20 protein-coding genes are annotated in these 22242 nt (G+C 59.5%); 12 read left to right on the top strand and 8 right to left on the bottom strand.

Annotated elements, in window-relative coordinates; translation table 11 throughout:
• Window positions 1-121: 121 nt before the first annotated feature.
• Window positions 122-1942, bottom strand: coding sequence for a translational GTPase TypA (typA, locus tag V3W27_RS12970; protein ID WP_007961739.1), 1821 nt, complete (start codon window positions 1940-1942; stop codon window positions 122-124).
• Between the two features lie 139 nt (window positions 1943-2081).
• A complete protein-coding gene (thiI, locus tag V3W27_RS12965) occupies window positions 2082-3536 on the bottom strand; it encodes a tRNA uracil 4-sulfurtransferase ThiI (RefSeq protein ID WP_330206758.1) in 1455 nt (484 codons plus the stop codon).
• Between the two features lie 328 nt (window positions 3537-3864).
• Here thiI and glnA point away from each other — a divergent pair, with 328 nt between their 5' ends.
• The 5 genes from glnA to ntrC all read left to right on the top strand — a co-directional run bounded on the left by glnA (window position 3865) and on the right by ntrC (window position 9433).
• A complete protein-coding gene (glnA, locus tag V3W27_RS12960; protein WP_003220788.1) occupies window positions 3865-5271 on the top strand; it encodes a glutamate--ammonia ligase in 1407 nt (468 codons plus the stop codon).
• A 285-nt stretch (window positions 5272-5556) separates the two neighbouring features.
• Complete coding sequence (locus tag V3W27_RS12955; protein ID WP_330206757.1) at window positions 5557-6069, top strand: DUF4124 domain-containing protein; 513 nt, start codon at window positions 5557-5559, stop codon at window positions 6067-6069.
• Window positions 6066-6683, top strand: coding sequence for a DUF4124 domain-containing protein (locus tag V3W27_RS12950; protein ID WP_115988403.1), 618 nt, complete (start codon window positions 6066-6068; stop codon window positions 6681-6683). The genes V3W27_RS12955 and V3W27_RS12950 overlap by 4 nt, the downstream gene beginning before the upstream one ends.
• A gap of 231 nt (window positions 6684-6914) precedes the next feature.
• Window positions 6915-8000, top strand: coding sequence for a nitrogen regulation protein NR(II) (glnL, locus tag V3W27_RS12945; protein ID WP_007961730.1), 1086 nt, complete (start codon window positions 6915-6917; stop codon window positions 7998-8000).
• Window positions 7997-9433: a nitrogen regulation protein NR(I) gene (gene ntrC / locus V3W27_RS12940; RefSeq protein ID WP_007961729.1), complete on the top strand. Its 1437-nt coding sequence runs from the start codon at window positions 7997-7999 to the stop codon at window positions 9431-9433. Before glnL ends, ntrC begins: the two co-directional genes overlap by 4 nt.
• A gap of 519 nt (window positions 9434-9952) precedes the next feature.
• Here the strand turns inward: ntrC and V3W27_RS12935 are convergent.
• Window positions 9953-10393, bottom strand: coding sequence for a hypothetical protein (locus V3W27_RS12935; RefSeq protein ID WP_330206756.1), 441 nt, complete (start codon window positions 10391-10393; stop codon window positions 9953-9955).
• Here V3W27_RS12935 and trmL point away from each other — a divergent pair.
• Window positions 10392-10847, top strand: a complete 456-nt coding sequence (gene trmL, locus V3W27_RS12930) for a tRNA (uridine(34)/cytosine(34)/5-carboxymethylaminomethyluridine(34)-2'-O)-methyltransferase TrmL (protein WP_027611265.1) — start codon at window positions 10392-10394, stop codon at window positions 10845-10847. The two genes, V3W27_RS12935 and trmL, sit on opposite strands and share 2 nt — an antisense overlap.
• Before the next feature lie 130 nt (window positions 10848-10977).
• Here the strand turns inward: trmL and secB are convergent, their stop codons facing one another.
• From secB to V3W27_RS12915, 3 genes are read right to left on the bottom strand one after another with little or no spacing between them, the layout of a single operon-like run.
• Window positions 10978-11463: a protein-export chaperone SecB gene (secB, locus tag V3W27_RS12925; RefSeq protein WP_027611264.1), complete on the bottom strand. Its 486-nt coding sequence runs from the start codon at window positions 11461-11463 to the stop codon at window positions 10978-10980.
• A 57-nt stretch (window positions 11464-11520) separates the two neighbouring features.
• Entirely contained in the window at window positions 11521-11775 is a 255-nt protein-coding gene (gene grxC / locus V3W27_RS12920; protein ID WP_003220774.1) for a glutaredoxin 3, read from the bottom strand.
• 1 nt (window position 11776) lies between these two features.
• On the bottom strand, window positions 11777-12190 hold the full coding sequence (locus V3W27_RS12915; RefSeq protein WP_007961724.1) for a rhodanese-like domain-containing protein: 414 nt from the start codon (window positions 12188-12190) through the stop codon (window positions 11777-11779).
• A 154-nt stretch (window positions 12191-12344) separates the two neighbouring features.
• Here V3W27_RS12915 and gpmI point away from each other — a divergent pair, with 154 nt between their 5' ends.
• The 6 genes from gpmI to V3W27_RS12885 all read left to right on the top strand — a co-directional run bounded on the left by gpmI (window position 12345) and on the right by V3W27_RS12885 (window position 20661).
• A complete protein-coding gene (gpmI, locus tag V3W27_RS12910) occupies window positions 12345-13871 on the top strand; it encodes a 2,3-bisphosphoglycerate-independent phosphoglycerate mutase (protein ID WP_202370820.1) in 1527 nt (508 codons plus the stop codon).
• A gap of 252 nt (window positions 13872-14123) precedes the next feature.
• Window positions 14124-15410, top strand: coding sequence for a murein hydrolase activator EnvC family protein (locus V3W27_RS12905; RefSeq protein WP_330206755.1), 1287 nt, complete (start codon window positions 14124-14126; stop codon window positions 15408-15410).
• Between the two features lie 31 nt (window positions 15411-15441).
• Complete coding sequence (locus V3W27_RS12900) at window positions 15442-16761, top strand: S41 family peptidase (protein ID WP_027611261.1); 1320 nt, start codon at window positions 15442-15444, stop codon at window positions 16759-16761.
• A 2-nt stretch (window positions 16762-16763) separates the two neighbouring features.
• Window positions 16764-17540 (top strand): divergent polysaccharide deacetylase family protein, encoded by a 777-nt coding sequence (locus V3W27_RS12895; RefSeq protein WP_330206754.1) that lies wholly within the window; start codon window positions 16764-16766, stop codon window positions 17538-17540.
• A 130-nt stretch (window positions 17541-17670) separates the two neighbouring features.
• The gene (locus V3W27_RS12890) at window positions 17671-19149 is read left to right on the top strand and encodes a S1 family peptidase (RefSeq protein ID WP_330206753.1); all 1479 of its coding nucleotides are present in this window, start codon (window positions 17671-17673) and stop codon (window positions 19147-19149) included.
• A 207-nt stretch (window positions 19150-19356) separates the two neighbouring features.
• Window positions 19357-20661, top strand: coding sequence for a Vps62-related protein (locus V3W27_RS12885; RefSeq protein ID WP_330206752.1), 1305 nt, complete (start codon window positions 19357-19359; stop codon window positions 20659-20661).
• Here V3W27_RS12885 and V3W27_RS12880 read toward each other — a convergent pair.
• Complete coding sequence (locus tag V3W27_RS12880) at window positions 20642-21397, bottom strand: substrate-binding periplasmic protein (RefSeq protein WP_330206751.1); 756 nt, start codon at window positions 21395-21397, stop codon at window positions 20642-20644. The two genes, V3W27_RS12885 and V3W27_RS12880, sit on opposite strands and share 20 nt — an antisense overlap.
• A 73-nt stretch (window positions 21398-21470) precedes the next feature.
• Window positions 21471-22241: an imidazole glycerol phosphate synthase subunit HisF gene (gene hisF / locus V3W27_RS12875; protein ID WP_007909211.1), complete on the bottom strand. Its 771-nt coding sequence runs from the start codon at window positions 22239-22241 to the stop codon at window positions 21471-21473.
• Window position 22242: the final 1 nt, after the last annotated feature.

The following is a 22242-nucleotide window of genomic DNA, read 5'->3' as shown; positions in this document are numbered from 1 at the left end:
TTCCCCTGTGGGAGCGAGCCTGCTCGCGAAGGGGCCGGCACAAACAACGCGTAAACCCCAGACAAACAAAAACGCCCCCGGTCTCGCGACCGGGGGCGTTTTTTTCAGCCTGGGCTAAATCTTATGCCTTGGCTTTCTTGGCAGCGCGGGTACGCTCGCTTTCGTCCAGGATCTTCTTGCGAAGACGGATGGACTTAGGCGTGACTTCGCACAGCTCGTCTTCCTGGATGTATTCCAGAGCCTGTTCCAGAGTGAAGCGAACAGGTGGTACCAGAGCGATGGTTTCGTCTTTACCCGAAGCACGCATGTTGTCGAGCTTCTTGCCTTTGGTTGGGTTCACACCCAGGTCGTTGTCGCGGCTGTTCTGACCAACGATCTGACCGTTGTAGATCTCCTGGCCGTGTTCTACGAACAGCTTGCCACGAGCCTGCAGGGTTTCCAGCGAGTAGGTCAGTGCCTTGCCGGTTTCAACCGAAACCAGAACGCCGTTCTGACGGCCGGACATGTGGCCCGACTTCACTGGAGCGTAACGATCGAAGATCGAGGTCAGGATGCCCGCACCGTTGGTCAGGGTCAGGAACTGGTTACGGAAACCGATCAGACCGCGAGCAGGGATGTTGTATTCCAGACGAACACGGCCCTTGCCATCCGGCACCATGTTGCTCAGGTCGCCCTTACGCAGACCCATCTCTTCCATGACCTTGCCCTGCGATTCTTCAGGGATGTCGATGGTGACGTTTTCGAACGGTTCCTGCTTCACGCCGTCAACTTCACGGATGATCACTTCAGGACGGCCCAGGGCCAGCTCGAAGCCTTCGCGACGCATGGTTTCGATCAGTACCGAGAGGTGCAGCTCACCACGGCCGGAAACCTTGAACTTGTCAGCCGAGTCGCCTTCTTCAACGCGCAGTGCAACGTTGTACAGCAGCTCTTTGTCCAGACGATCCTTGATGTTACGGGAGGTCACGAACTTGCCTTCTTTACCGCAGAATGGCGAGTCGTTTACCTGGAAGGTCATGGAAACGGTTGGCTCATCAACGGTCAGCGGCTTCATCGCCTCGACGGTGTTGATGTCGCACAGGGTGTCGGAGATGAACAGCTCGTCGAAGCCGCTGATGCAGACGATGTCGCCAGCCGCTGCTTCTTCAACGTCAATGCGGTGCAGCCCGTGGTGACCCATCAGCTTCAGGATACGACCGTTGCGGCGCTTGCCGTCGGCGCTGATCGCGACAACCGGGGTGTTCGGCTTGACGCGACCACGAGCGATACGGCCAACACCGATAACACCCAGGAAGCTGTTGTAGTCCAGAGCGGAGATCTGCATCTGGAACGGACCGTCACGGTCAACGGCCGGAGGCGGAACGTGGTCGACAACTGCCTGGTACAGCGCAGTCATGTCTTCGCCCATGGCGGTGTGATCCAGACCGGCGATACCGTTCAGGGCCGAAGCGTAAACAACCTGGAAGTCCAGTTGTTCTTCGGTAGCACCGAGGTTGTCGAACAGGTCGAAGATCTGGTCCAGAACCCAGTCCGGACGCGCGCCTGGACGGTCAACCTTGTTGATGACCACGATTGGACGCAGGCCGGCTTCGAACGCCTTCTTGGTCACGAAACGGGTTTGCGGCATAGGGCCGTCTTGAGCGTCAACCAGCAGCAGAACGGAGTCAACCATCGACATTACGCGTTCTACTTCGCCGCCGAAGTCGGCGTGGCCCGGGGTGTCCACGATGTTGATGTGGTAGCCGTTCCAGTTGATGGCGGTGTTTTTCGCCAGAATGGTAATACCGCGCTCTTTTTCCTGGTCGTTGGAGTCCATCACGCGCTCGTCGTTGAGCTCGTTGCGCTCCAGAGTGCCGGATTGACGCAGGAGTTTGTCTACCAGGGTGGTCTTACCATGGTCAACGTGGGCAATGATGGCGATGTTACGTAGATTTTCGATCACTTGTGTATCTCGATCAGAGGATTCGGTTTGCTGACAAGTCTTGGCAGCGATTAACAGTAGTGTCCGGCATGGCCGTTACAGCTTGACGGCGGTGTCGGGGGGCCGGTGACGCAGGCCACAGGCAAACAGCCCCGGGCACTTAGCTCGGTCGATAAACGCGCACATTGGCATGCCCCTCACTGAGCAAATGGTGAGCATGCAGGCGACTCATCACGCCTTTGTCGCAATACAGCAGGTACTGGCGAGTCGGATCCAGCTCCTTGAAACGAGCGTTCACTGCGTAGAACGGCATCGTCTGTACTTCTATGCCGGCGAGTTCCAGCGGGTCATCCTCGGCCGCATCCGGGTGACGGATGTCGATGACGATCTGACCGGCCAGCGCTTCGCCGACTTCTTCGATCTGCAAATCCTGGCCCAATTCGTCGATCACTCGGTCGATCGGCACCAGCTTGGCGTTTTCGAGCGCACGCTCGAGAACCGCCATGTCGAATTCTTTCTCTTCGTGCTCAACACGGTGGCGCTTGGCGGCGGTCTTCGGATTGACCGAGATGACTCCGCAGTACTCCGGCATGTGCCGGGCGAAATCGGCGGTGCCGATCTCGTTGGCCGTGTCGATGATGTCCTGCTTGTGCGCAACGATCAGTGGACGCAGGACCAGTTTGTCGGTCACGCAGTCGATCACCGACAGGTTCGGCAGCGTCTGGCTCGATACCTGGGAGATCGCTTCGCCGGTGACCAGCGCATCGATGTGCAGCCGGTCGGCGATGGCCGACGATGCGCGCAACATCATACGCTTCAATACGACGCCCATATGACTGTTATCGACTTTGCCGAGAATTTCGCCCAACACTTCTTCGAACGGGACACTGACAAATAGCACGCGTTGCGAGCTGCCGTACTTCTTCCAGATGAAATGCGCGACTTCCATCACGCCCAATTCGTGGGCACGCCCGCCCAGATTGAAGAAGCAGAAATGCGCCATCAGGCCGCGACGCATGATCTGGTACGCGGCAACCGTCGAGTCAAAGCCGCCGGACATCAATACCAGCGTCTGCTCCAGTGCGCCGAGCGGGTAACCGCCGATGCCGTTGTGCTGGCTGTGGATGACAAACAACCGTTGGTCGCGAACTTCGATGCGAACTTCGATTTCCGGGTATTTGAGGTCGATTCCGGCCGCACCGCACTCACGACGCAGCTTGCTGCCAACGTATTTTTCGACGTCCATTGAGCTGAACGGATGCTTGCCGGCACGCTTGCAGCGCACCGAGAAAATCTTCCCGGCCAGTACATCGCCGTAGTGCTGTTTGCACTTCTCGGTGATGTCATCGAAGTCGCCCAGTGGGTATTCGTCGATCTGCAGAAAGTGCGCGACGCCGGGAGTACAAGTGAGGCGCTCGCCCATCTCTTTCAAGGCTTTGGGGTCGGTAACGCGGGTTTCCAGCTCGAGATTGTCCCACACACCGTTCACCACCACGGCCGGGTCCAGATCGCGGAGCACGGCGCGGATGTTCTTGGCCAGCTGGCGGATGAAACGCATCCGGACAGGGCGGCTTTTGATGGTGATCTCGGGGAAGACTTTTACGATTAGTTTCATGAAAACAGCGCGCGCAGGGCCAGCCGAAAAAGGGGGGCGCGGATTATAGCGGAAATTGCTCAAGGTTTAACCAGTTAATATGCAGAAGGTTTCACTTGCACCAAAACGGGTCATTTCTGATTTGAAGCGCTACATTAAGGGGCGAGATTTTCACCCTTATGGCACTTTGCGGTGCTCAAAGCGTGAAATTGGGGCAAAAAACCCATGCTGGGGCACTGGCATGCAATTTGCTCCCTTGTGAGGCAGGTTGCCTTGGCAGAGTATCTGCGCCGGCATCACCCCTATTAAGGGCATCCACTACCAAGCCCTAAGCCACCCGGAGGACACTATGTCGAAGTCGGTTCAACTCATCAAAGATCATGACGTCAAGTGGATTGATCTGCGCTTCACGGACACCAAAGGCACTCAGCACCACGTGACCATGCCGGCTCGCGATGCGCTGGAAGACGACTTCTTCGAAGTCGGCAAGATGTTCGATGGTTCCTCCATCGCTGGCTGGAAAGGCATCGAAGCCTCCGACATGATCCTGCTGCCGGACGACGATACTGCCGTTCTCGATCCGTTCACCGAAGACGCAACCCTGATCCTGGTTTGCGACATCATCGAACCGTCGACCATGCAAGGTTACGATCGCGACCCGCGCGCCATCGCTCACCGCGCCGAGGAATACCTGAAGACCACCGGTATCGGTGACACCGTCTTCGCTGGCCCAGAACCAGAATTCTTCATCTTCGACGAAGTGAAGTTCAAGTCGGACATCTCCGGCTCGATGTTCAAGATCTACTCCGAACAAGGCTCGTGGATGTCCGACCAGGACATCGAAGGCGGCAACAAAGGCCACCGTCCTGGCATCAAAGGCGGCTACTTCCCGGTTCCGCCGTTCGACCACGACCACGAAATCCGTACTGCCATGTGCAACGCACTGGAAGAGATGGGCCAGACCGTTGAAGTTCACCACCACGAAGTGGCGACTGCCGGTCAGAACGAAATCGGTGTCAAGTTCAACACCCTGGTGAAGAAAGCTGACGAAGTTCAGACTCTGAAATACGTTGTCCACAACGTTGCCGACGCATACGGCCGCACCGCGACCTTCATGCCGAAGCCACTGTACGGCGACAACGGCTCGGGCATGCACGTGCACATGTCCATCGCCAAAGACGGCAAGAACACCTTCGCGGGCGAAGGCTATGCCGGCCTGTCCGAAACCGCCCTGTACTTCATCGGCGGCATCATCAAGCACGGTAAGGCCCTGAACGGCTTCACCAACCCGGCCACCAACTCCTACAAGCGTCTGGTGCCAGGTTTTGAAGCGCCGGTGATGCTGGCCTACTCGGCTCGCAACCGTTCCGCCTCGATCCGTATTCCTTACGTCAACAGCCCGCGCGGCCGTCGTATCGAAGCCCGTTTCCCGGATCCGGCTGCCAACCCGTACCTGGCTTTCGCAGCACTGCTGATGGCCGGCCTGGACGGTATCCAGAACAAGATCCACCCAGGCGATGCCGCTGACAAAAACCTGTACGACCTGCCGCCTGAAGAGGCGAAAGAGATCCCACAAGTTTGCGGCAGCCTGAAAGAAGCCCTGGAAGAGCTGGACAAGGGCCGTGCGTTCCTGACCAAGGGCGGCGTGTTCTCCGACGACTTCATCGACGCTTACATCGCGCTGAAATCCGAAGAAGAAATCAAGGTCCGTACCTTCGTACACCCACTGGAATATGAGCTGTACTACAGCTGCTGATCCGGTAGCGCCGCGCTACGCGGCGTGACAAAAAGAGGCCTCCTTCGGGAGGCCTTTTTATTGCCCACGATTTATGAAACTACGCAAAACCCCTGTGGGAGCGGGCTTGCTCGCGAAGGCGGTGGGTCATTGACAGGGATGGCGACTGATACGCCGCCTTCGCGAGCAAGCCCACTCCCACAGGGATTTTTGGCGTCTGAATGATCTCCGGATATGTCCCGGGTTGGGCCAACCGCCGCACCTGGCCTATGCTGCACCCCATCGCTTTCTTTCCCGGTCGATTTCATGGGTCGCACCTTTCTCTACATCCTGCTGCTGATCGCCCTGCCCGCCGCCGCGCAGATCTACAAGTACACCGATGCCAATGGCAACACGGTTTACAGCGATCACTCGCCGGACGGTGTTCAGGCGCAGCCGGTCGAGTTGCCGCCACTCAACCGCGTCGAGCCACAGGCACCGAGCGCGCCAGCGCCTTCAAGCACCGACACACGCCCCGCGGCACGCAGTGCCTACGAGGTGCTGGAACTGACCGGCCTGCCCAGCGAAGAAGCGCTGCGCGCCAACAACGGCACCTTCACTGTCAATGTGCTGATCAAGCCGCGCCTGCAGGCGCCGCACCTATTAAGGCTGGTGCTGGACGACACACCTTACGGCCAGCCGAGCAACGTGCCGATCCTGCAATTGGTGAATGTCGATCGCGGCGAGCATCGTCTCGCGGTGCAGGTGATCGACGGCGAAGCGATCATCCAGCAGAGCCCGGCGGTGGTGTTCACCGTGCAGCGGGTGCACAAGCCATGAGAATTTTCTGGCTGATCCTGTGCCTGTTCGCCCTGCCCGTTTCGGCAGAGGTCTTCACCTATGTCGACGCGCAGGGCAATCGCGTCTACACCGACCAGCCGCGCGGCAACGCCAAGCGCGTACCTATCGCGACCAGCAATCGCATGTCGGCCAACCCCACGGCAGCAGCACCGATCAGCGCTGTAAAAAAGGTCGCGGAACAACCACCGTTTCACTACGACATGCTGCGCATCCTGATCCCCGAGCCGGATGCGACCCTTCGCAGCAGCGCGGGCGAGGTGATCGTCAGCGTCACCAGCGAACCGGGCCTGCAGCAGGGCCATCGCTATCGCCTGCTGCTGGACGGTCAGGCCACTGGCGAGCCGGGCCTGAGTCCGGTGTTTCCGTTGAGCAACATCGACCGCGGCAGTCACAACCTGTCGGTGGAAATCCTTGATGAGCAGGGTCGCACTGTCGAGCGCACCGCCAACCAGCCATTTCACATGCTGCGCATCTCGCTGGCGCAGAAACGCCAGGTCAAACCCTGCGTCAGCGAGGACTACGGCGTGCGCCCGGAATGTCCGCTGAAAGACAAACCCGCCGAAGAAAAAAATCCCTTCCTGCGCTTCTTCTAACGCCATTCAGCTTTACGCACTATATTGGTGCAATAGGCTGCACCGTACCCAGATTCCAACCCATTTTGGTTCGAAACTTCCCGTTCGAGCTGGCATCCTGCCACGCAAACGAGCGTCAAACGCCTGTTTCACGGGTTGAACGCTTCTTTTCGGAGCCTTGGTTTGGTTTTTGCATTTTCCGTTTAACGACGCCTGCTTCTTGCGCACGCTCCGCCCCCAAAAGAGGCTCCGATGACTATTAGCGACGCAATCCACCGTTTGCTGCTCGACAACCTGACCACCGCCACCATCCTGCTCGACGCCGAACTGCGCCTTGAGTACATGAACCCGGCGGCCGAGATGCTGCTGGCCATCAGCGGTCAGCGCAGCCATGGGCAGTTCATCAGCGAGTTGTTCACCGAGTCCACCGAGGCGCTCAACTCGCTGCGTCAGGCGGTCGAACAGGCACACCCTTTCACCAAGCGCGAAGCGATGCTCACCGCCCTCACCGGCCAGACTCTGACCGTGGACTACGCAGTGACACCGATCCTCAGCAACGGCGCGACCATGCTTCTGCTTGAGGTGCACCCACGTGATCGCCTGCTGCGGATCACCAAGGAAGAGGCGCAACTGTCCAAGCAGGAAACCAGCAAAATGCTGGTGCGTGGTCTCGCCCACGAGATCAAGAACCCGCTCGGCGGCATCCGGGGCGCCGCGCAGTTGCTGGCCCGCGAACTGCCGGAAGACAGCCTGCGCGACTACACCAACGTGATCATTGAAGAGGCCGACCGCCTGCGCAATCTGGTCGACCGCATGCTCGGCTCGAACAAGCTGCCGTCGCTGGCGCTGTGCAACGTCCACGAAGTGCTGGAGCGCGTCTGCCAACTGGTCGAAGCGGAAAGCCAGGGCTGCATCACCTTGGTGCGAGACTACGACCCGAGCATTCCCGACGTATTGATCGACCGCGAACAAATGATTCAGGCCGTACTGAACATCGTGCGCAACGCGATGCAGGCGATCAGTAGCCAGAACGAGCTGCGCCTGGGCCGCATCAGCCTGCGTACCCGGACCATGCGCCAGTTCACCATTGGCCACGTCCGCCATCGCCTGGTGACCAAAATCGAGATCATCGACAACGGCCCGGGGATCCCTGCAGAACTTCAGGAAACCATCTTCTTTCCCATGGTCAGCGGCCGCCCGGACGGTACCGGGTTGGGCCTGGCCATCACCCAGAACATCATCAGCCAGCACCAGGGCCTGATCGAGTGTGACAGCCACCCCGGCCACACCACGTTCTCGATCTTTCTGCCACTGGAACAAGGAGCCACATCGACATGAGCCGTAGTGAAACCGTGTGGATCGTCGATGACGACCGTTCTATCCGTTGGGTTCTGGAAAAGGCCTTGCAGCAGGAAGGCATGACCACGCAGAGCTTCGACAGCGCCGATGGCGTGATGAGTCGTCTGGCCCGTCAGCAGCCTGATGTGATCATTTCCGACATCCGCATGCCGGGCGCCAGTGGCCTCGACCTGCTGGCACGCATCCGCGAACAGCACCCACGGTTGCCAGTGATCATCATGACCGCGCACTCCGACCTGGACAGCGCAGTGGCCTCCTATCAGGGCGGTGCTTTCGAATACTTGCCGAAGCCATTCGACGTTGACGAGGCGGTATCGCTGGTCAAGCGCGCCAATCAGCATGCGCAAGAGCAGCAAGGCCTGGAAGTAGTGCCGGCGCTGACCCGCACCCCGGAAATCATCGGCGAAGCGCCGGCGATGCAGGAGGTGTTTCGCGCTATCGGCCGCTTGAGCCACTCCAACATCACCGTGCTGATCAACGGCGAATCCGGTACCGGTAAAGAACTGGTGGCCCACGCCCTGCACCGCCACAGCCCGCGCGCGGCCTCGCCGTTCATCGCGCTGAACATGGCGGCGATCCCGAAAGACCTGATGGAATCCGAGCTGTTCGGCCACGAGAAAGGTGCGTTCACCGGCGCGGCCAACCTGCGTCGCGGGCGCTTTGAACAGGCGGACGGCGGCACGCTGTTCCTTGATGAAATCGGCGACATGCCAGCCGATACCCAGACCCGTTTGCTGCGGGTGCTGGCGGACGGTGAGTTCTATCGCGTCGGCGGCCATGTGCCGGTCAAGGTCGACGTGCGGATCATTGCCGCGACTCACCAGAATCTGGAAACCCTGGTGCATGCCGGGAAATTCCGTGAGGACTTGTTCCACCGCCTCAACGTGATCCGCATCCACATCCCGCGCCTGTCGGACCGTCGCGAAGACATTCCGACCCTGGCCAAGCACTTCCTCAGCCGCGCCGCGCAAGAACTGGCGGTGGAGCCGAAGCTGCTGAAAAGCGAGACCGAGGAATACCTGAAGAACCTGCCATGGCCGGGCAACGTGCGGCAGCTGGAGAACACCTGCCGCTGGATCACCGTGATGGCCTCCGGACGCGAAGTGCACATCAGTGACCTGCCACCGGAACTGCTGAGCCTGCCGCAGGACTCGGCGCCAGTGACCAACTGGGAGCAGGCGCTGCGCCAGTGGGCCGATCAGGCGTTGGCCCGTGGCCAGTCGAGCCTGCTCGACAGCGCGGTACCGGCGTTCGAACGGATCATGATCGAGACTGCACTGAAGCATACGGCCGGTCGCCGTCGTGATGCGGCGGTATTGCTCGGCTGGGGGCGTAATACCCTGACGCGCAAGATCAAGGAATTGGGGATGAAAGTGGACGGTGGGGATGATGATGAGGGGGATGAGGGCTGATCAACCACGCCCTCTGTGAGAGTGGGCTTGCTCACGAAAGCGCTGTTCATGAAACGTGTCAGTGACTGACGCGACGCCTTCGCGAGCAAGCCCGCTCCCACAGTGGTCCCGCCGTGCACCAACCTAATGCACTTTGACCCGTGATCGGGCATCGCAACCTGTGCAAAAACCATCCAGGCAAGACTGAAAAACCCAGCCAGTAAAAACACCAAAGCCCCGATTTACGGGGCTTTGGTGCATTTGAGGGATTTTTCTGTTTCCAAATACTAAAACTGGCACGCCGCCTGCAATAACCCTCACAGGTGATTCGATTCACCAACCCTTTCGGGGACCTTGGTACAGGCAGGCCGGGGATTCCCCTCTTTACACCGGGTTCAAACCGCAACGCGGCGAACCCACCCTTTTGGGATCCTTGGTACAGGCAGGCCGGGGGTTCCCTCTTTACACCGGACCGACGCTCTCAGCGAAGTCCACCCCGTTTTGGGAACCCTGGTACAGGCAGGCCGGGGATTCCCGCTTTTATTGCCCCCGGAGATGGATCTCCAGCCGCCAGCGGTCATCGACCTTGCTGCCGGCCCAGTCCCCCTGCAGCGGCCGCGCCGCCAGCACCGTCAGCAACAACCCACCGTCACTCACGCGCGTTCGCCAGTTCACGTCCTTGCCGTTGAGCTTGAGCTGACCCTTTTGCGCCTTGCCCTCTGCCTGAAACAACAGGGCCACCGTGCCATCGATGATTTCACCGTGCAGCTTCGGTTCGTTGCTGAACCACACCACCAGGCCGTCACCGGTCACGTCGACCTGCTGCAGCACGCTGGGGTCCGGCGTGGTCAGGCGACCGATCATCAAGCCGACCATCACGCCGACAATCGCCAGCGAACCGATCACCCGCGGGAATAGTTTCGAACGCGGGTCGGCTTGCGGCGTAGAATGCGCGTCATCTTTACCTTCGGAGCCGTGCATGTTTCACGTCATCCTTTTTCAACCAGAAATTCCGCCGAACACCGGCAACGTTATCAGGCTGTGCGCCAACAGCGGCTGCCACCTGCATTTGATCGAACCGCTGGGTTTCGAGATGGACGACAAGCGCTTGCGCCGGGCCGGTCTCGACTACCACGAATATGCCACGTTGCAGCGCCACGCCGACCTCGCCAGTTGCCTGGAAAGCCTCGGTAACCCACGGTTGTTCGCCTTCACCACCAAGGGCTCGCGGCCGTTTCACGATGCCGCGTTCGTCCCGGGCGATGCGTTCATCTTCGGCCCGGAAAGCCGTGGCCTGCCGGCGGAAGTGCTCGACGCCCTGCCCGCCGAACAGCGCCTGCGCCTGCCGATGCGTGAAGGCTGCCGCAGCCTGAACCTGTCCAACACCGTGGCGGTGGCCGTTTACGAAGCATGGCGGCAGAACGACTTCAAATAACACCGAATAACAAATGTGGGAGCGGGCTTGCTCGCGAAGGCGTCGGATCAGATGACATTGATGTCGCCTGACACTGCGCTTTCGCGAGCAAGCCCGCTCCCACATTGGACTTGCGTCGTCGCTCAGATACTTACTGAACGGTCGGCGTCTCGCCAGCTTCCTGCATGCGCTGCAGCTCTTGCGCGTACAGGGCGTCGAAGTTCACCGGCGCCAGCATCAGGGCCGGGAAAGAACCACGGGTCACCAGGCTGTCCAGGGTCTCGCGAGCATACGGGAACAGGATGTTCGGGCAGAACGCACCCAGAGTATGGCTCATCGAAGCCGCATCGAGGTTCTTGATCAGGAAGATACCGGCCTGCTGCACTTCAGCGATGAAGGCCACTTCGTCACCGTTTTTCACGGTTACGGACAGGGTCAACACGACTTCGTAGAAATCGCCTTCCAGCTCTTTCTGACGAGTGTTCAGGTCCAGGCCGACGGTCGGGTCCCACTGCTGGCGGAAGATCGCCGGGCTTTTCGGGGCTTCGAAGGACAGATCGCGTACGTAGATGCGCTGCAAGGAGAATTGCGGTGCGGTTTCTTCTTCGCTGGCTGCAGTGTTCTGTTGGTCAGTCATCTCAGATCCTTTCTGATCTTGGGTCTTTTAGGGAGTGCTGTACGTGGGTGCAGCCGTTCAGGCCTTGAGCAGCGCGTCGAGCTTGCCGGCGCGCTCCAGGGCATACAAATCATCACAACCGCCGATGTGCTTTTCGCCGATCCAGATCTGCGGCACGGACGTGCGTCCGGCCTTCTGGCTCATGGCAGCACGAATCTGCGGCTTGCCATCGACCTTGATCTCTTCGAAGGCCACACCTTTGTTCGCGAGCAATTGCTTGGCTCGCATGCAATAAGGGCAGTAGTCGCTGGAGTAGACGATGACTTCGCTCATATCACTTCACCAGCGGCAGGTTGTCGCCTTTCCAGCTGGAGATCCCGCCGGACAGCTTGGCGGCAGTGAAGCCGGACTTCATCAGCTCGCGAGCGTGGGTGCCAGCGGTCTGGCCCAGGGCGTCGACCAGAATAATGGTCTTGGCCTTGTGCTTTTCCAGCTCGCCGGTACGCGCAGCCAGTTTGTCTTGAGGAATGTTGATCGCGCCAACGATATGGCCGGCGGCGTAATCTTTCGCCGGACGGATGTCCACCACCACGCCTGCGTCCTTGTTGACCAGTGCGGTCAGTTCGCCGGTGCTCAGGCTTTTACCGCCGCCCTGCATCGTGTGCGCCAGCAGCAGAGCCAGCAGTACGACGAAGATACCGACAAGAATGTAGTGGTTAGTGGCAAATTCAATCAGGTGAGCAACCATCGAAGGAGGTTCCAGGGCGTTAAAATGTCGGCCAGTATACACAGCCACTATGGTGGGCCAAACCCCGTCCGGCGGTGACGTGGTCGGAACTAAGCATTAAACTCGCCACTCCCTTTTCCATCGCCCTCTTCTTTATTAGCCACGAGTGGATTCCATGACTACCACGCCTAAACCTTTGGTCCTGATGATTCTCGACGGCTTCGGTCACAGTGACAGCCACGAATCCAATGCCGTGTATGCGGCGAAGAAGCCTGTGCTCGATCGTCTGTGGGCCACGGTGCCGAACGGCCTGATCTCGGGCAGCGGCATGGACGTTGGTCTGCCGGACGGCCAAATGGGCAACTCCGAAGTCGGCCACATGAACCTCGGCGCCGGGCGCGTGGTGTATCAGGACTTCACGCGCGTGACCAAAGCGATCCGCGACGGTGAGTTCTTCGACAACCCGACCATCTGCGCTGCCGTGGATAAAGCCGTGGCCGCCGGCAAAGCCGTGCATTTCATGGGTCTGCTGTCCGATGGCGGCGTGCACAGCCACCAGGATCACCTGATCGCCATGGCCGAACTGGCCTTCAAGCGCGGCGCCGAGAAAATCTACCTGCACGCCTTCCTCGACGGTCGCGACACGCCACCGAAAAGCGCCGCTTCGTCGATCGAGCTGCTCGACGCGACCTTCCAGGCGCTCGGCAAGGGCCGCATCGCCAGCCTCATCGGTCGCTACTTCGCGATGGACCGTGACAACCGTTGGGACCGCGTATCTCAGGCCTACAACCTGATCGTCGACGGCAACGCCGAATTCAACGCCGCCACCGCTCAGGAAGGCCTCGACGCCGCCTACGCCCGTGGCGAGAGCGACGAATTCGTCAAAGCCACCACCATCGGCGAGCCGGTCAAGGTCGAAGACGGCGACGCCGTGGTGTTCATGAACTTCCGCGCCGACCGCGCCCGCGAGCTGAGCCGCGTATTTGTCGAAGACGATTTCAAGGAATTCGAGCGCGCGCGCCAGCCAAAAGTGCAGTACGTGGGCTTGACCCAATACGCTGCCAGCATCCCGGCCCCTGCAGCCTTCGCTCCGGGCAGCCTGGAAAACGTGCTTGGCGACTACCTGGCAAAAAACGGCAAGACTCAGCTGCGCATCGCCGAAACCGAAAAATACGCGCACGTGACCTTCTTCTTCTCCGGCGGCCGTGAAGAACCGTTCCCGGGTGAAGAGCGCATCCTCATCCCGTCGCCGAAAGTCGCCACCTACGACCTGCAACCGGAAATGAGCGCACCCGAGGTCACCGACCGCATCGTCGACGCCATCGAGCATCAGCGTTACGACGTGATCGTGGTCAACTACGCCAACGGCGACATGGTCGGCCACAGCGGCGTGTTCGACGCTGCGGTAAAAGCCGTGGAATGCCTGGACACCTGCGTCGGGCGCATCGTCGAGGCGCTGGAAAAGGTTGGCGGCGAAGCGTTGATCACCGCCGACCACGGCAACGTCGAAAAAATGGCCGATGAAGAAACCCATCAGGCGCACACCGCGCACACCACCGAGCCGGTGCCGTTCATTTATGTCGGCAAGCGTGACCTCAAGGTCCGTGAAGGCGGCGTATTGGCGGACGTCGCGCCGACCATGCTGATGCTGTTGGGCCTGGAGAAACCGGCGGAAATGACTGGTACCTCGATTCTGGTCTGACCGAATCCATCAAACGCCGCAAAACCCTGTAGGAGTGAGCCTGCTCGCGATAGCAATCTGACAGTCAACTACTCTGTTGAATGTGAGAACGCCATCGCGAGCAGGCTCACTCCTACATTGGTTTATGGTGGTTTCAAAGATTATTTGATGCTGTATCTCCAGCCAGTTATCACACAAGCCCAATTGGGCGTTTTTTTTGCAGCCTCGGGCGGGCATACTAGGCCGTCCATTACCCTGGTGCCGCCCGCCTCTATGCTCCGCGTCCTGATCGCCCTCGCTCTGACCTGCCTGCTCCAACCGGCCTTCGCTGACGAGCGCGCGCAAACCCAACAGCAGTTGGATGCCACGCGTCAGGACATTGCCGAGCTGAAAAAGCTGCTGGGCAAGCTGCAGGAAGAAAAATCCGGTGTGCAGAAAGAGCTCAAGGGCACTGAAACCGAGATGGGCAAGCTCGAGAAGCAGGTCGATGCCCTGCAGAAAGAGCTGAAGAAGAGCGAATCCGAGCTGCAGCGGCTCGATGCGGAGAAAAAAAAACTCCAGAGCGCGCGCACTGAACAGCAGCGACTGATCGCCATCCAGGCCCGCGCGGCCTACCAGAATGGCCGTCAGGAATACCTCAAGCTGCTGCTCAATCAGCAGAATCCCGAGAAATTCGCCCGCACCCTCACCTATTACGATTACCTGAGCCAGGCCCGCCTGGAGCAGTTGAAGAACTTCAACGAAACCCTGCGCCAACTGGCCAATGTCGAAAAAGACATCGCCATGCAGCAGGCGCAATTGCTGGTACAGAAAAGCAGCCTCGACACCCAGCGCGACGAGCTGGAAAAGGTCCGCAAGGAACGCCAGCAAGTCCTCGCCAAGCTCAACGATGACGTGAAAGCCCGCGACCAGAAACTGGCCGCCCGCGAGCAGGATCAGGCAGACCTGTCTAAAGTCCTTAAAACCATTGAAGAAACCCTGGCCCGTCAGGCCCGTGAGGCAGAAGAAGCGCGGCAGAAAGCGCTGATCGCCCAGCAGGAAGCGGAAAAAAAGCGTTTGCGTGAGGCGCAGGCTGACAACAGCGACGCCCCACGAAAACCCGTCAAATCACCCCCCGGCGCACTGGTGTCCAGCAGCGGCGAGACCTTCGGTGGCCCTTTTGCTGCAACCCGGGGAAAACTTCCGTGGCCGGTTGATGGTCGATTGCTGGCACGCTTCGGCGAAAGCCGTGGCGACGATGCCCGTACCAAGTGGGATGGCGTGATGATCAGCGCCGCTGCCGGCAGCCAAGTGCATGCCGTGCATGGCGGGCGCGTGGTTTTCGCCGACTGGTTGCGTGGCGCCGGGCTGCTGGTGATCCTTGATCACGGCAATGGTTATCTGAGTCTTTACGGTCACAACCAGACACTGCTCAAGTCGGCCGGTGACGTGGTAAAAGCCGGTGAGTCGATCTCCACTGTGGGTAACAGTGGCGGTCAGGACACACCAGCGCTGTATTTCGCAATTCGTCAGCAGGGTCACCCGAGTGATCCGGCGCAATGGTGTCACGCGCAAGGATAAGCGCGTCGCCTAATTCAGGAGTTCGTTCGACATGCTGCATTTGTCCCGCCTTACCTCGCTGGCCCTGACGATCGCTCTGGTGATCGGCGCGCCTCTGGCGTTCGCCGCTCAACCGGCCCCGGCCGTCGCTCCGGCAGGCACTGCCGCGACCGCCAAGGCCCCGTTGCCGCTGGAAGAGTTGCGCACCTTTGCCGAGGTCATGGACCGGATCAAGGCGGCGTATGTCGAGCCGGTGGATGACAAGACCCTGCTGGAAAACGCGATCAAGGGCATGCTCAGCAACCTCGATCCGCACTCCGCGTATCTCGGCCCTGAAGACTTCACCGAACTGCAGGAAAGCACCAGCGGCGAATTCGGCGGCCTGGGCATCGAAGTCGGCTCCGAAGACGGCTTCATCAAGGTCGTCTCGCCGATCGACGACACCCCGGCGTCGAAGGCCGGCATCCAGGCCGGTGATTTCATCGTCAAGATCAACGGTGCGCCAACTCGCGGCCAGACCATGACCGAAGCCGTGGACAAGATGCGCGGCAAGATCGGCCAGAAGATCACCCTGACCCTGGTGCGCGACGGTGGCACGCCGTTCGATGTGACCCTGGCCCGCGCCGTGATTCAGGTGAAGAGCGTCAAGGCGCAACTGCTGGAGTCGGGCTACGGCTACATCCGCATCACCCAGTTCCAGGTCAAGACCGGCGAGGAGGTCTCCAAGGCTCTGGCCAAGTTGCGCAAGGACAACGGCAAGAAGCTCAACGGCATCATCCTCGACCTGCGCAACAACCCGGGCGGCGTGTTGCAGGCGGCAGTGGAAGTGGTCGACCACTTCATCAAGAAAGGCCTGATCGTCTATACCAAAGGCCGGATCGCCAACTCCGAACTGCGCTTCTCCGCCACCGGCAAGGACGAAAGCGAAGCGGTGCCGATGGTCGTGCTGATCAACGGTGGCAGCGCCTCGGCTTCGGAAATCGTCGCCGGCGCCCTGCAGGATCAGAAACGCGCGGTAGTCATGGGCACCACCAGTTTCGGCAAAGGCTCGGTGCAAACCGTGCTGCCGCTGAACAACGACCGCGCGCTGAAGATCACCACGGCACTGTACTTCACGCCGAACGGCCGCTCGATCCAGGCCCAGGGCATCGTTCCGGACATCGAAGTGCGCAAGGCCAAGATCACCAACGAAGCGGACGGCGACTACTTCAAGGAAGCCGACCTGCAAGGCCACCTGGGCAACGGCAACGGCGGCGCGGACAAGCCGACCGGTTCCGGCACCAAGGCCAAGGCCATGCCGCAGGATGACGATTACCAGTTGGCCCAGGCCCTGAGCCTGCTTAAGGGCTTGAGCATCACGTCCGGCCGTTGAGGATGTCTTTGCGTTTGCTCTTCGTCCTGCTGTGCTGTCTGGCGGGTGCTGCTCACGCAGAACCCGCCAGGACGCCACCGCCAAAAGCCTACCTGACGCTGATCATCGACGACCTGGGGCAGAACCTGCCCCGGGATCGCCGTGTGCTGGCCCTGCCCGGCCCGGTGACCACGGCGATCATGCCCGACACCCCGCACGCCACTGAATTCGCCCGCGAAGCCCATCGCGCCGGCAAGATCGTGATCCTGCATATGCCCATGGACCCGGCCACCGGCCCGTATGCCTGGCATCCCGAGTTGCCGCTCGAGGAACTGCAAAAGCGCCTCGACGCCGCCTTCAAAATGGTTCCCTACACGGCGGGCATCAACAACCACATGGGCAGTCGCATGACAGCCCAGCCGGTGGCGATGGCGTGGCTGATGGGCGAGTTGCAGCGTCGGCACAAGTTCTTCGTCGACAGCCGCACCAGCGCGCAGACCGTGGCGGCGCAGCAAGCACAGAAGATCGATCTGGCGAGTGTTTCGCGCGATGTGTTTCTCGATGACGAACGCACCGAAGCCGCCATTTTCAACCAGCTGCAGGCGGCGATCAGCCTGGCCCGCAAGCAGGGCTCGGCCGTGATGATCGGCCACCCTTACCCGCAGACGCTGGCGGTGCTGGAACGTGAATTGCCGAAGCTCAAGGCGCAAGGCATCGAGTGGATCGATATCAAGCAGATGATCAGCGTGCGGAGTAACAAAGCGACAGCTGCACACGGGAAAAATGGAATTTATCGTTAAGCTATCAACTGATTAAATTCTTATAAGCCTCTACGTCCAAAATAAGCAGCAATAACTTATAGAACCGACTCAAGCCTAACTGTCTTATTCTGCGCCAGTCTTGCACCCATATATTAGCCAAGGACTGGCCATGAACTTTAAATATATCCCCCCAAGCTTTTTATTACTGACTGCCTTCTCACTTCCTGCCTGTTCCAGTCCTGTCGATTTCGGCAAGGGCGCTGAAAACTTCTCACCGTCGCGACACCTGACTAACAAAGATGGCGAAAATAACCACTGGATGGGGATCGGCGAGTACAAAAGCCGCGAGCACGGTTCCTGCACCGCCTTCCTGATCGATACAAACAGCTCTCGACCGTCCGATTCCGCCTATGCACTCACCAGTGCCCACTGCGTGGGCAAGGAAAACGGGGTCATGCGAATAGATGATCCTATCGAAGCCAGCATTACCTTCAACAACTTCATCGATACGACTGCTGCCTCCAGGACTGCGCCTGTGAGGAAAGTAGCCTGGAGCAGTATTCAGGGTGTCGACCTGGCTCTGTTGGAGCTTGGAGTGTCGCAGGGCGAACTTCTGGCACAGGGCATCACGCCCATGAAACTGGCCCGGCAGGCGCCGGCAGAAGATAGCGACATTCTGATTGTGCACAAACCCGTTGGTGCTCCATTACAAATGTCAGCCTGCACCCACATGCCCTCCCCGGCGATTTTCGAAAAGCCCTGGGTTTGGCGGCATACCGTCAGCAACCAATGCAAAGATATTGCTGCCGGCAGCTCGGGGAGTCCGGTCATCGTTCGAGCGACCAACGAGGTCTACGGCGTCCTTGGAACCTTGGCTCACCATCTGACGCCGCTGCCTGGATACGGTCAGATGCCGAACGGCAGTTACGGCAGTCCCGTCTCGGTTTTCAACGGCTGCTTTATCGATGGCAAACTCGATACGGATCCGCAGGTGTGCGAGTTATTTCCAGTGGCCTCTATCAGAATGCCTGCCCAACTGCCAACGCATGCAAAGATCAGCATAAACGCTCAGGGTAACTACGTTTATCCAGAGTGGAACTTTGAAATAACCGCCAGCACCCGGTTTATCCGAACCAAACGTACGCCTGACCCGGTCGATTGCGAAGTTCCGCAAGGCTACGGCCAGCCAATCACCACCGGCACTGCGCCCACTCGATTAAATGTTCCGATGGGACCTGAAACCGGGCCTAGCAACCTTTGCATCATCGCCACAAACAGTACTGAGGACATATTACCCGCAGGCACTTATCGCAGTGCCGTCACTGTTCCCACTTATCTGGTTGATGCGGGCCCGACGCCTGTTCCGACCATAGAGACTTCGTTTAACAAAGAGATAAACAGGGCACTGATTCTGTGGCCGGAACGCAAGAACGAGGGTCTTGATCGATACGAGGTAAAAGGCGGCCTTGCTGAAAAAGTCAGTTGCGAAGACCAGCAGGGTTATAGGCATGTGACCTCCAATTGGCTACGCCCGCAAAGCAACTTCCCCCTCAAACTCTGCGTTTACGCTGTCGACCCCAACAATCAGCGCTCAGAATTGAAGGAATACATCCTGGAATGGGAAGCGCTCGAAAACAGCGCCCCCTGAGCTGATCAGTGACGTCGGCCTTGTGCTTCTGCATCAATAGGCAAAACAGCAGCGCAAGGCTGCCCATGGCAAGGAACGGTTTTTTTGGAAATAACTGGTCACGACGTCATACATAGTTACCGCCAGAGACCGGTTGCGATTACCGATAGTGAGACCTGCAACGGGTCGCGACTCCCTTGAGTCGCCGTTCAACTATCAGGAGTGACCATGACCATTCATGACCAGGCCGCAGCGCCATCCAGGCAAATCGAGCCGATCCGCCACGACAATCTGCTGATCCATTTCACCACGGAATTTCACCGCATCTGGGACAGCACCGGCTCACGGGCTAAACCCGCGGCCTTCTGGCGCCCGACTCCGGCTCCGGATGTATTGCCGGGCTATTTCCCGCTCGGCGACGTGTTCGTCGCCGGGCACGACAACATTAACGGCAGCACCGTGGTAGCTGTGGTTTGCGAAGGCGATGCACCCAGTGCAGATCCGGCCAGGGGCCCGGCATTAAGGCGCCCGGAGGATTTCGAGCTGATCTGGAAAGATTCCGGCTCAGGCTCGAAGAAAGACGGGGCCGTATGGCGACCGATCGCCCCGCAAGGTTATGTGGCCATGGGCGCGGTCTGCTCCAATGATCACGAAAAACCTTCACTCAACGCGGTTCGCTGTGTACGCGCCGATCTGGTGATCGCCTCGGACGTTGGCGAACTGATCTGGAATGACAGGGGTAGCGGCGCCAAGCAGAGCTTCAGTGCATGGAGTGTCATACCACCCAATGCACCGCCGGGAGAGATTCATTTCGCACCGGGAACATTTGTTGCGGCCAGCAGTTTCAACCGGCCAGAGGGCAATGTCGGTGCCTATTCACTAAGCATGCAGATCGCGCCGCTGATCCAGTCACCGCCACAGCTACCAACGCTCTCCGCAGCGCAAGCCCCAGAAACCAAAGGCGCGGCCACGCTCTCCCAAGTCATCAAGCTGCCATGGTTCGTGGTCAAGGATGACTTGTCGCCAATTGATCAATTACGCACCACGCCTTTTTATCGCCTGGAAAGAACCGACCAGTACTATTTGGTTGGGAGCGGACACAACACAGGCGAGGAAGCACGGGCTTTCAAGTGGACTGCGCAGCGGCTGCAGAATCCGAAGACGCTGCGTCTGTTCACTCAACTTACCGCGATCAGTTTTGTGAGCCCGTGGGCAACGAAGGCAGACGCTCCTGTGTCACTCCCATTCTCGGCAAGACTGGACAGCCAGTTCACTCACAGCGAGACGTCAACCAGTGGCTGGCAGACTCCATTTGTTACCCATGTGATCGCGATGGCCGGCAAAGGCAAATTCGTCGCGGTTTATCAGCTGGAGAGTTTCTACGAGCTGCGTCGTGCTGACGGCTCGCAAGCGGGGATCAATCTGGCTTACACCCAGAACGATAACCTGAGTCTGCTGCAGTTTCCGCCGCAAGAATGCACCCACCAGGCAACAGACAAGTCGTTGCCGACGGCTACAGATAGCGCCCCATGATCTCGTCGACAACCCCGTCCTTGCGCATTTGATCCAGCGCCGCCTGCAGCCTGGCGACCGTTGCGTCCGACACATCCTTGTTCAGCGCCAGATATAACTCGGCGCTGTTGAAGCGCAACACGGTCTTGAGTCCAGTGACCCCGTCCTGCCGCGCCAGATAGCGCCCGGCAGGATCACCCGTGGCCCACAGGTCGATCTGGCCATTGACCAGTTTTTTCGCGTTGTCCTGATCGCGCAGCACGACCATAGGCTTCAAGCCCTGTTTGGTCAGCGTCTCGGCAATCGCGTCGCCCTTGTAGGCGCCGATCTTGTATTTGCGCGCATCGTTGAGGGTGTCGAGGGTGATTTTGCTGTCGGCCCTGGCCAACATGATCCAGTCGTCCGGACCGATCGGGCCGACCCATTTGAAGAGTTTTTCGCGATCCGGCAGGCGGGCCATCACGAAGGCGCCGTAACCGGGGTTTTCCAGCGCCAGTTTGTAGACGCGCTCCCATGGGAAGCGCAGCGTCAGGCTATAGGTGAGCCCGGCGCGCTTGAACATTTCGCGGACGATGTCGGCGGCAATGCCGTTGATGTTCTCGCCCTTGGCGAAATTCTTGCCGTCTTTCGCCATGTTGTAGGGCGGAAAGTTTTCGGTGAGGAGCACCAGATCGGTGTCGGGACTGTTTTCGGCCCGCGCCGTGATGAGCAGCAACACAGAGGCACTGGCGAGAACAAGAAGCAGGCGTTTGATCATGTCGGGCTACCGGAATCCATGGCGTGCCCAAGAGTGCCTTGGGTACGCCATGCTGTCCACTGGCCTGTACGGTTTAGCGCATCACGATGCCGCGTTTGGCCATGTACGCTTTCGCTTCCTGCACAGTGTATTCGCCGAAGTGGAAAATACTCGCCGCCAGTACCGCGCTGGCGTGGCCTTCAAGGATGCCGTCGGCCAGATGCTGCAGGTTGCCGACGCCGCCGGAAGCGATCACCGGAATGCCCAGCGCATCGCTGATCGCGCGAGTCACGCCGAGGTCGAAACCATTTTTCATGCCGTCCTGATCCATGCTGGTCAGCAGGATCTCGCCGGCACCCAGGCCTTCCATCTTCTTCGCCCACTCGACGGCGTCGAGGCCGGTCGGCTTGCGCCCGCCGTGGGTGAAGATTTCCCAGCGCGGGGTTTCGCCCGGGCCGGAGACCTTCTTCGCGTCGATGGCGACGACGATGCACTGCGAGCCGAAATGCTGCGCCGCTTCGCCAACAAACTCCGGATTGAACACCGCTGCGGTGTTGATCGAAACCTTGTCCGCACCAGCGTTGAGCAGGTTGCGAATGTCCTGCACGGTGCGCACGCCGCCGCCTACGGTCAACGGAATGAACACCTGGCTGGCCATGCGCTCGACGGTATGCAGCGTGGTATCGCGGCCATCGACGCTGGCGGTGATGTCGAGAAAGGTAATCTCGTCGGCACCCTGCTCGTCATAACGACGGGCGATTTCCACCGGGTCGCCGGCGTCGCGGATGTTCTCGAACTTCACACCTTTGACGACCCGGCCGTTGTCCACGTCCAGGCAAGGGATGATGCGTTTGGCCAGCGCCATG

Source organism: Pseudomonas sp. AM14(2022) (assembly GCF_036346455.1).
Lineage (GTDB): Bacteria > Pseudomonadota > Gammaproteobacteria > Pseudomonadales > Pseudomonadaceae > Aquipseudomonas > Aquipseudomonas putida_A.
Note: the sequence above shows the minus strand (reverse complement) of the source record. Positions and strands in the feature narration are given on the sequence as shown.

Excerpts from the sequence above, each read along its gene's own strand:
- thiI (WP_330206758.1), bottom strand. The coding sequence starts at position 3,536 with ATGAAACTAATCGTAAAAGTCTTCCCCGAGATCACCATCAAAAGCCGC.
- glnA (WP_003220788.1), top strand. The coding sequence starts at position 3,865 with ATGTCGAAGTCGGTTCAACTCATCAAAGATCATGACGTCAAGTGGATT.
- V3W27_RS12955 (WP_330206757.1), top strand. The coding sequence starts at position 5,557 with ATGGGTCGCACCTTTCTCTACATCCTGCTGCTGATCGCCCTGCCCGCC.
- V3W27_RS12950 (WP_115988403.1), top strand. The coding sequence starts at position 6,066 with ATGAGAATTTTCTGGCTGATCCTGTGCCTGTTCGCCCTGCCCGTTTCG.
- glnL (WP_007961730.1), top strand. The coding sequence starts at position 6,915 with ATGACTATTAGCGACGCAATCCACCGTTTGCTGCTCGACAACCTGACC.
- ntrC (WP_007961729.1), top strand. The coding sequence starts at position 7,997 with ATGAGCCGTAGTGAAACCGTGTGGATCGTCGATGACGACCGTTCTATC.
- trmL (WP_027611265.1), top strand. The coding sequence starts at position 10,392 with ATGTTTCACGTCATCCTTTTTCAACCAGAAATTCCGCCGAACACCGGC.
- V3W27_RS12935 (WP_330206756.1), bottom strand. The coding sequence starts at position 10,393 with ATGCACGGCTCCGAAGGTAAAGATGACGCGCATTCTACGCCGCAAGCC.
- secB (WP_027611264.1), bottom strand. The coding sequence starts at position 11,463 with ATGACTGACCAACAGAACACTGCAGCCAGCGAAGAAGAAACCGCACCG.
- grxC (WP_003220774.1), bottom strand. The coding sequence starts at position 11,775 with ATGAGCGAAGTCATCGTCTACTCCAGCGACTACTGCCCTTATTGCATG.
- V3W27_RS12915 (WP_007961724.1), bottom strand. The coding sequence starts at position 12,190 with ATGGTTGCTCACCTGATTGAATTTGCCACTAACCACTACATTCTTGTC.
- gpmI (WP_202370820.1), top strand. The coding sequence starts at position 12,345 with ATGACTACCACGCCTAAACCTTTGGTCCTGATGATTCTCGACGGCTTC.
- V3W27_RS12905 (WP_330206755.1), top strand. The coding sequence starts at position 14,124 with ATGCTCCGCGTCCTGATCGCCCTCGCTCTGACCTGCCTGCTCCAACCG.
- V3W27_RS12900 (WP_027611261.1), top strand. The coding sequence starts at position 15,442 with ATGCTGCATTTGTCCCGCCTTACCTCGCTGGCCCTGACGATCGCTCTG.
- V3W27_RS12895 (WP_330206754.1), top strand. The coding sequence starts at position 16,764 with ATGTCTTTGCGTTTGCTCTTCGTCCTGCTGTGCTGTCTGGCGGGTGCT.
- V3W27_RS12890 (WP_330206753.1), top strand. The coding sequence starts at position 17,671 with ATGAACTTTAAATATATCCCCCCAAGCTTTTTATTACTGACTGCCTTC.
- V3W27_RS12885 (WP_330206752.1), top strand. The coding sequence starts at position 19,357 with ATGACCATTCATGACCAGGCCGCAGCGCCATCCAGGCAAATCGAGCCG.
- V3W27_RS12880 (WP_330206751.1), bottom strand. The coding sequence starts at position 21,397 with ATGATCAAACGCCTGCTTCTTGTTCTCGCCAGTGCCTCTGTGTTGCTG.
- hisF (WP_007909211.1), bottom strand. The coding sequence starts at position 22,241 with ATGGCGCTGGCCAAACGCATCATCCCTTGCCTGGACGTGGACAACGGC.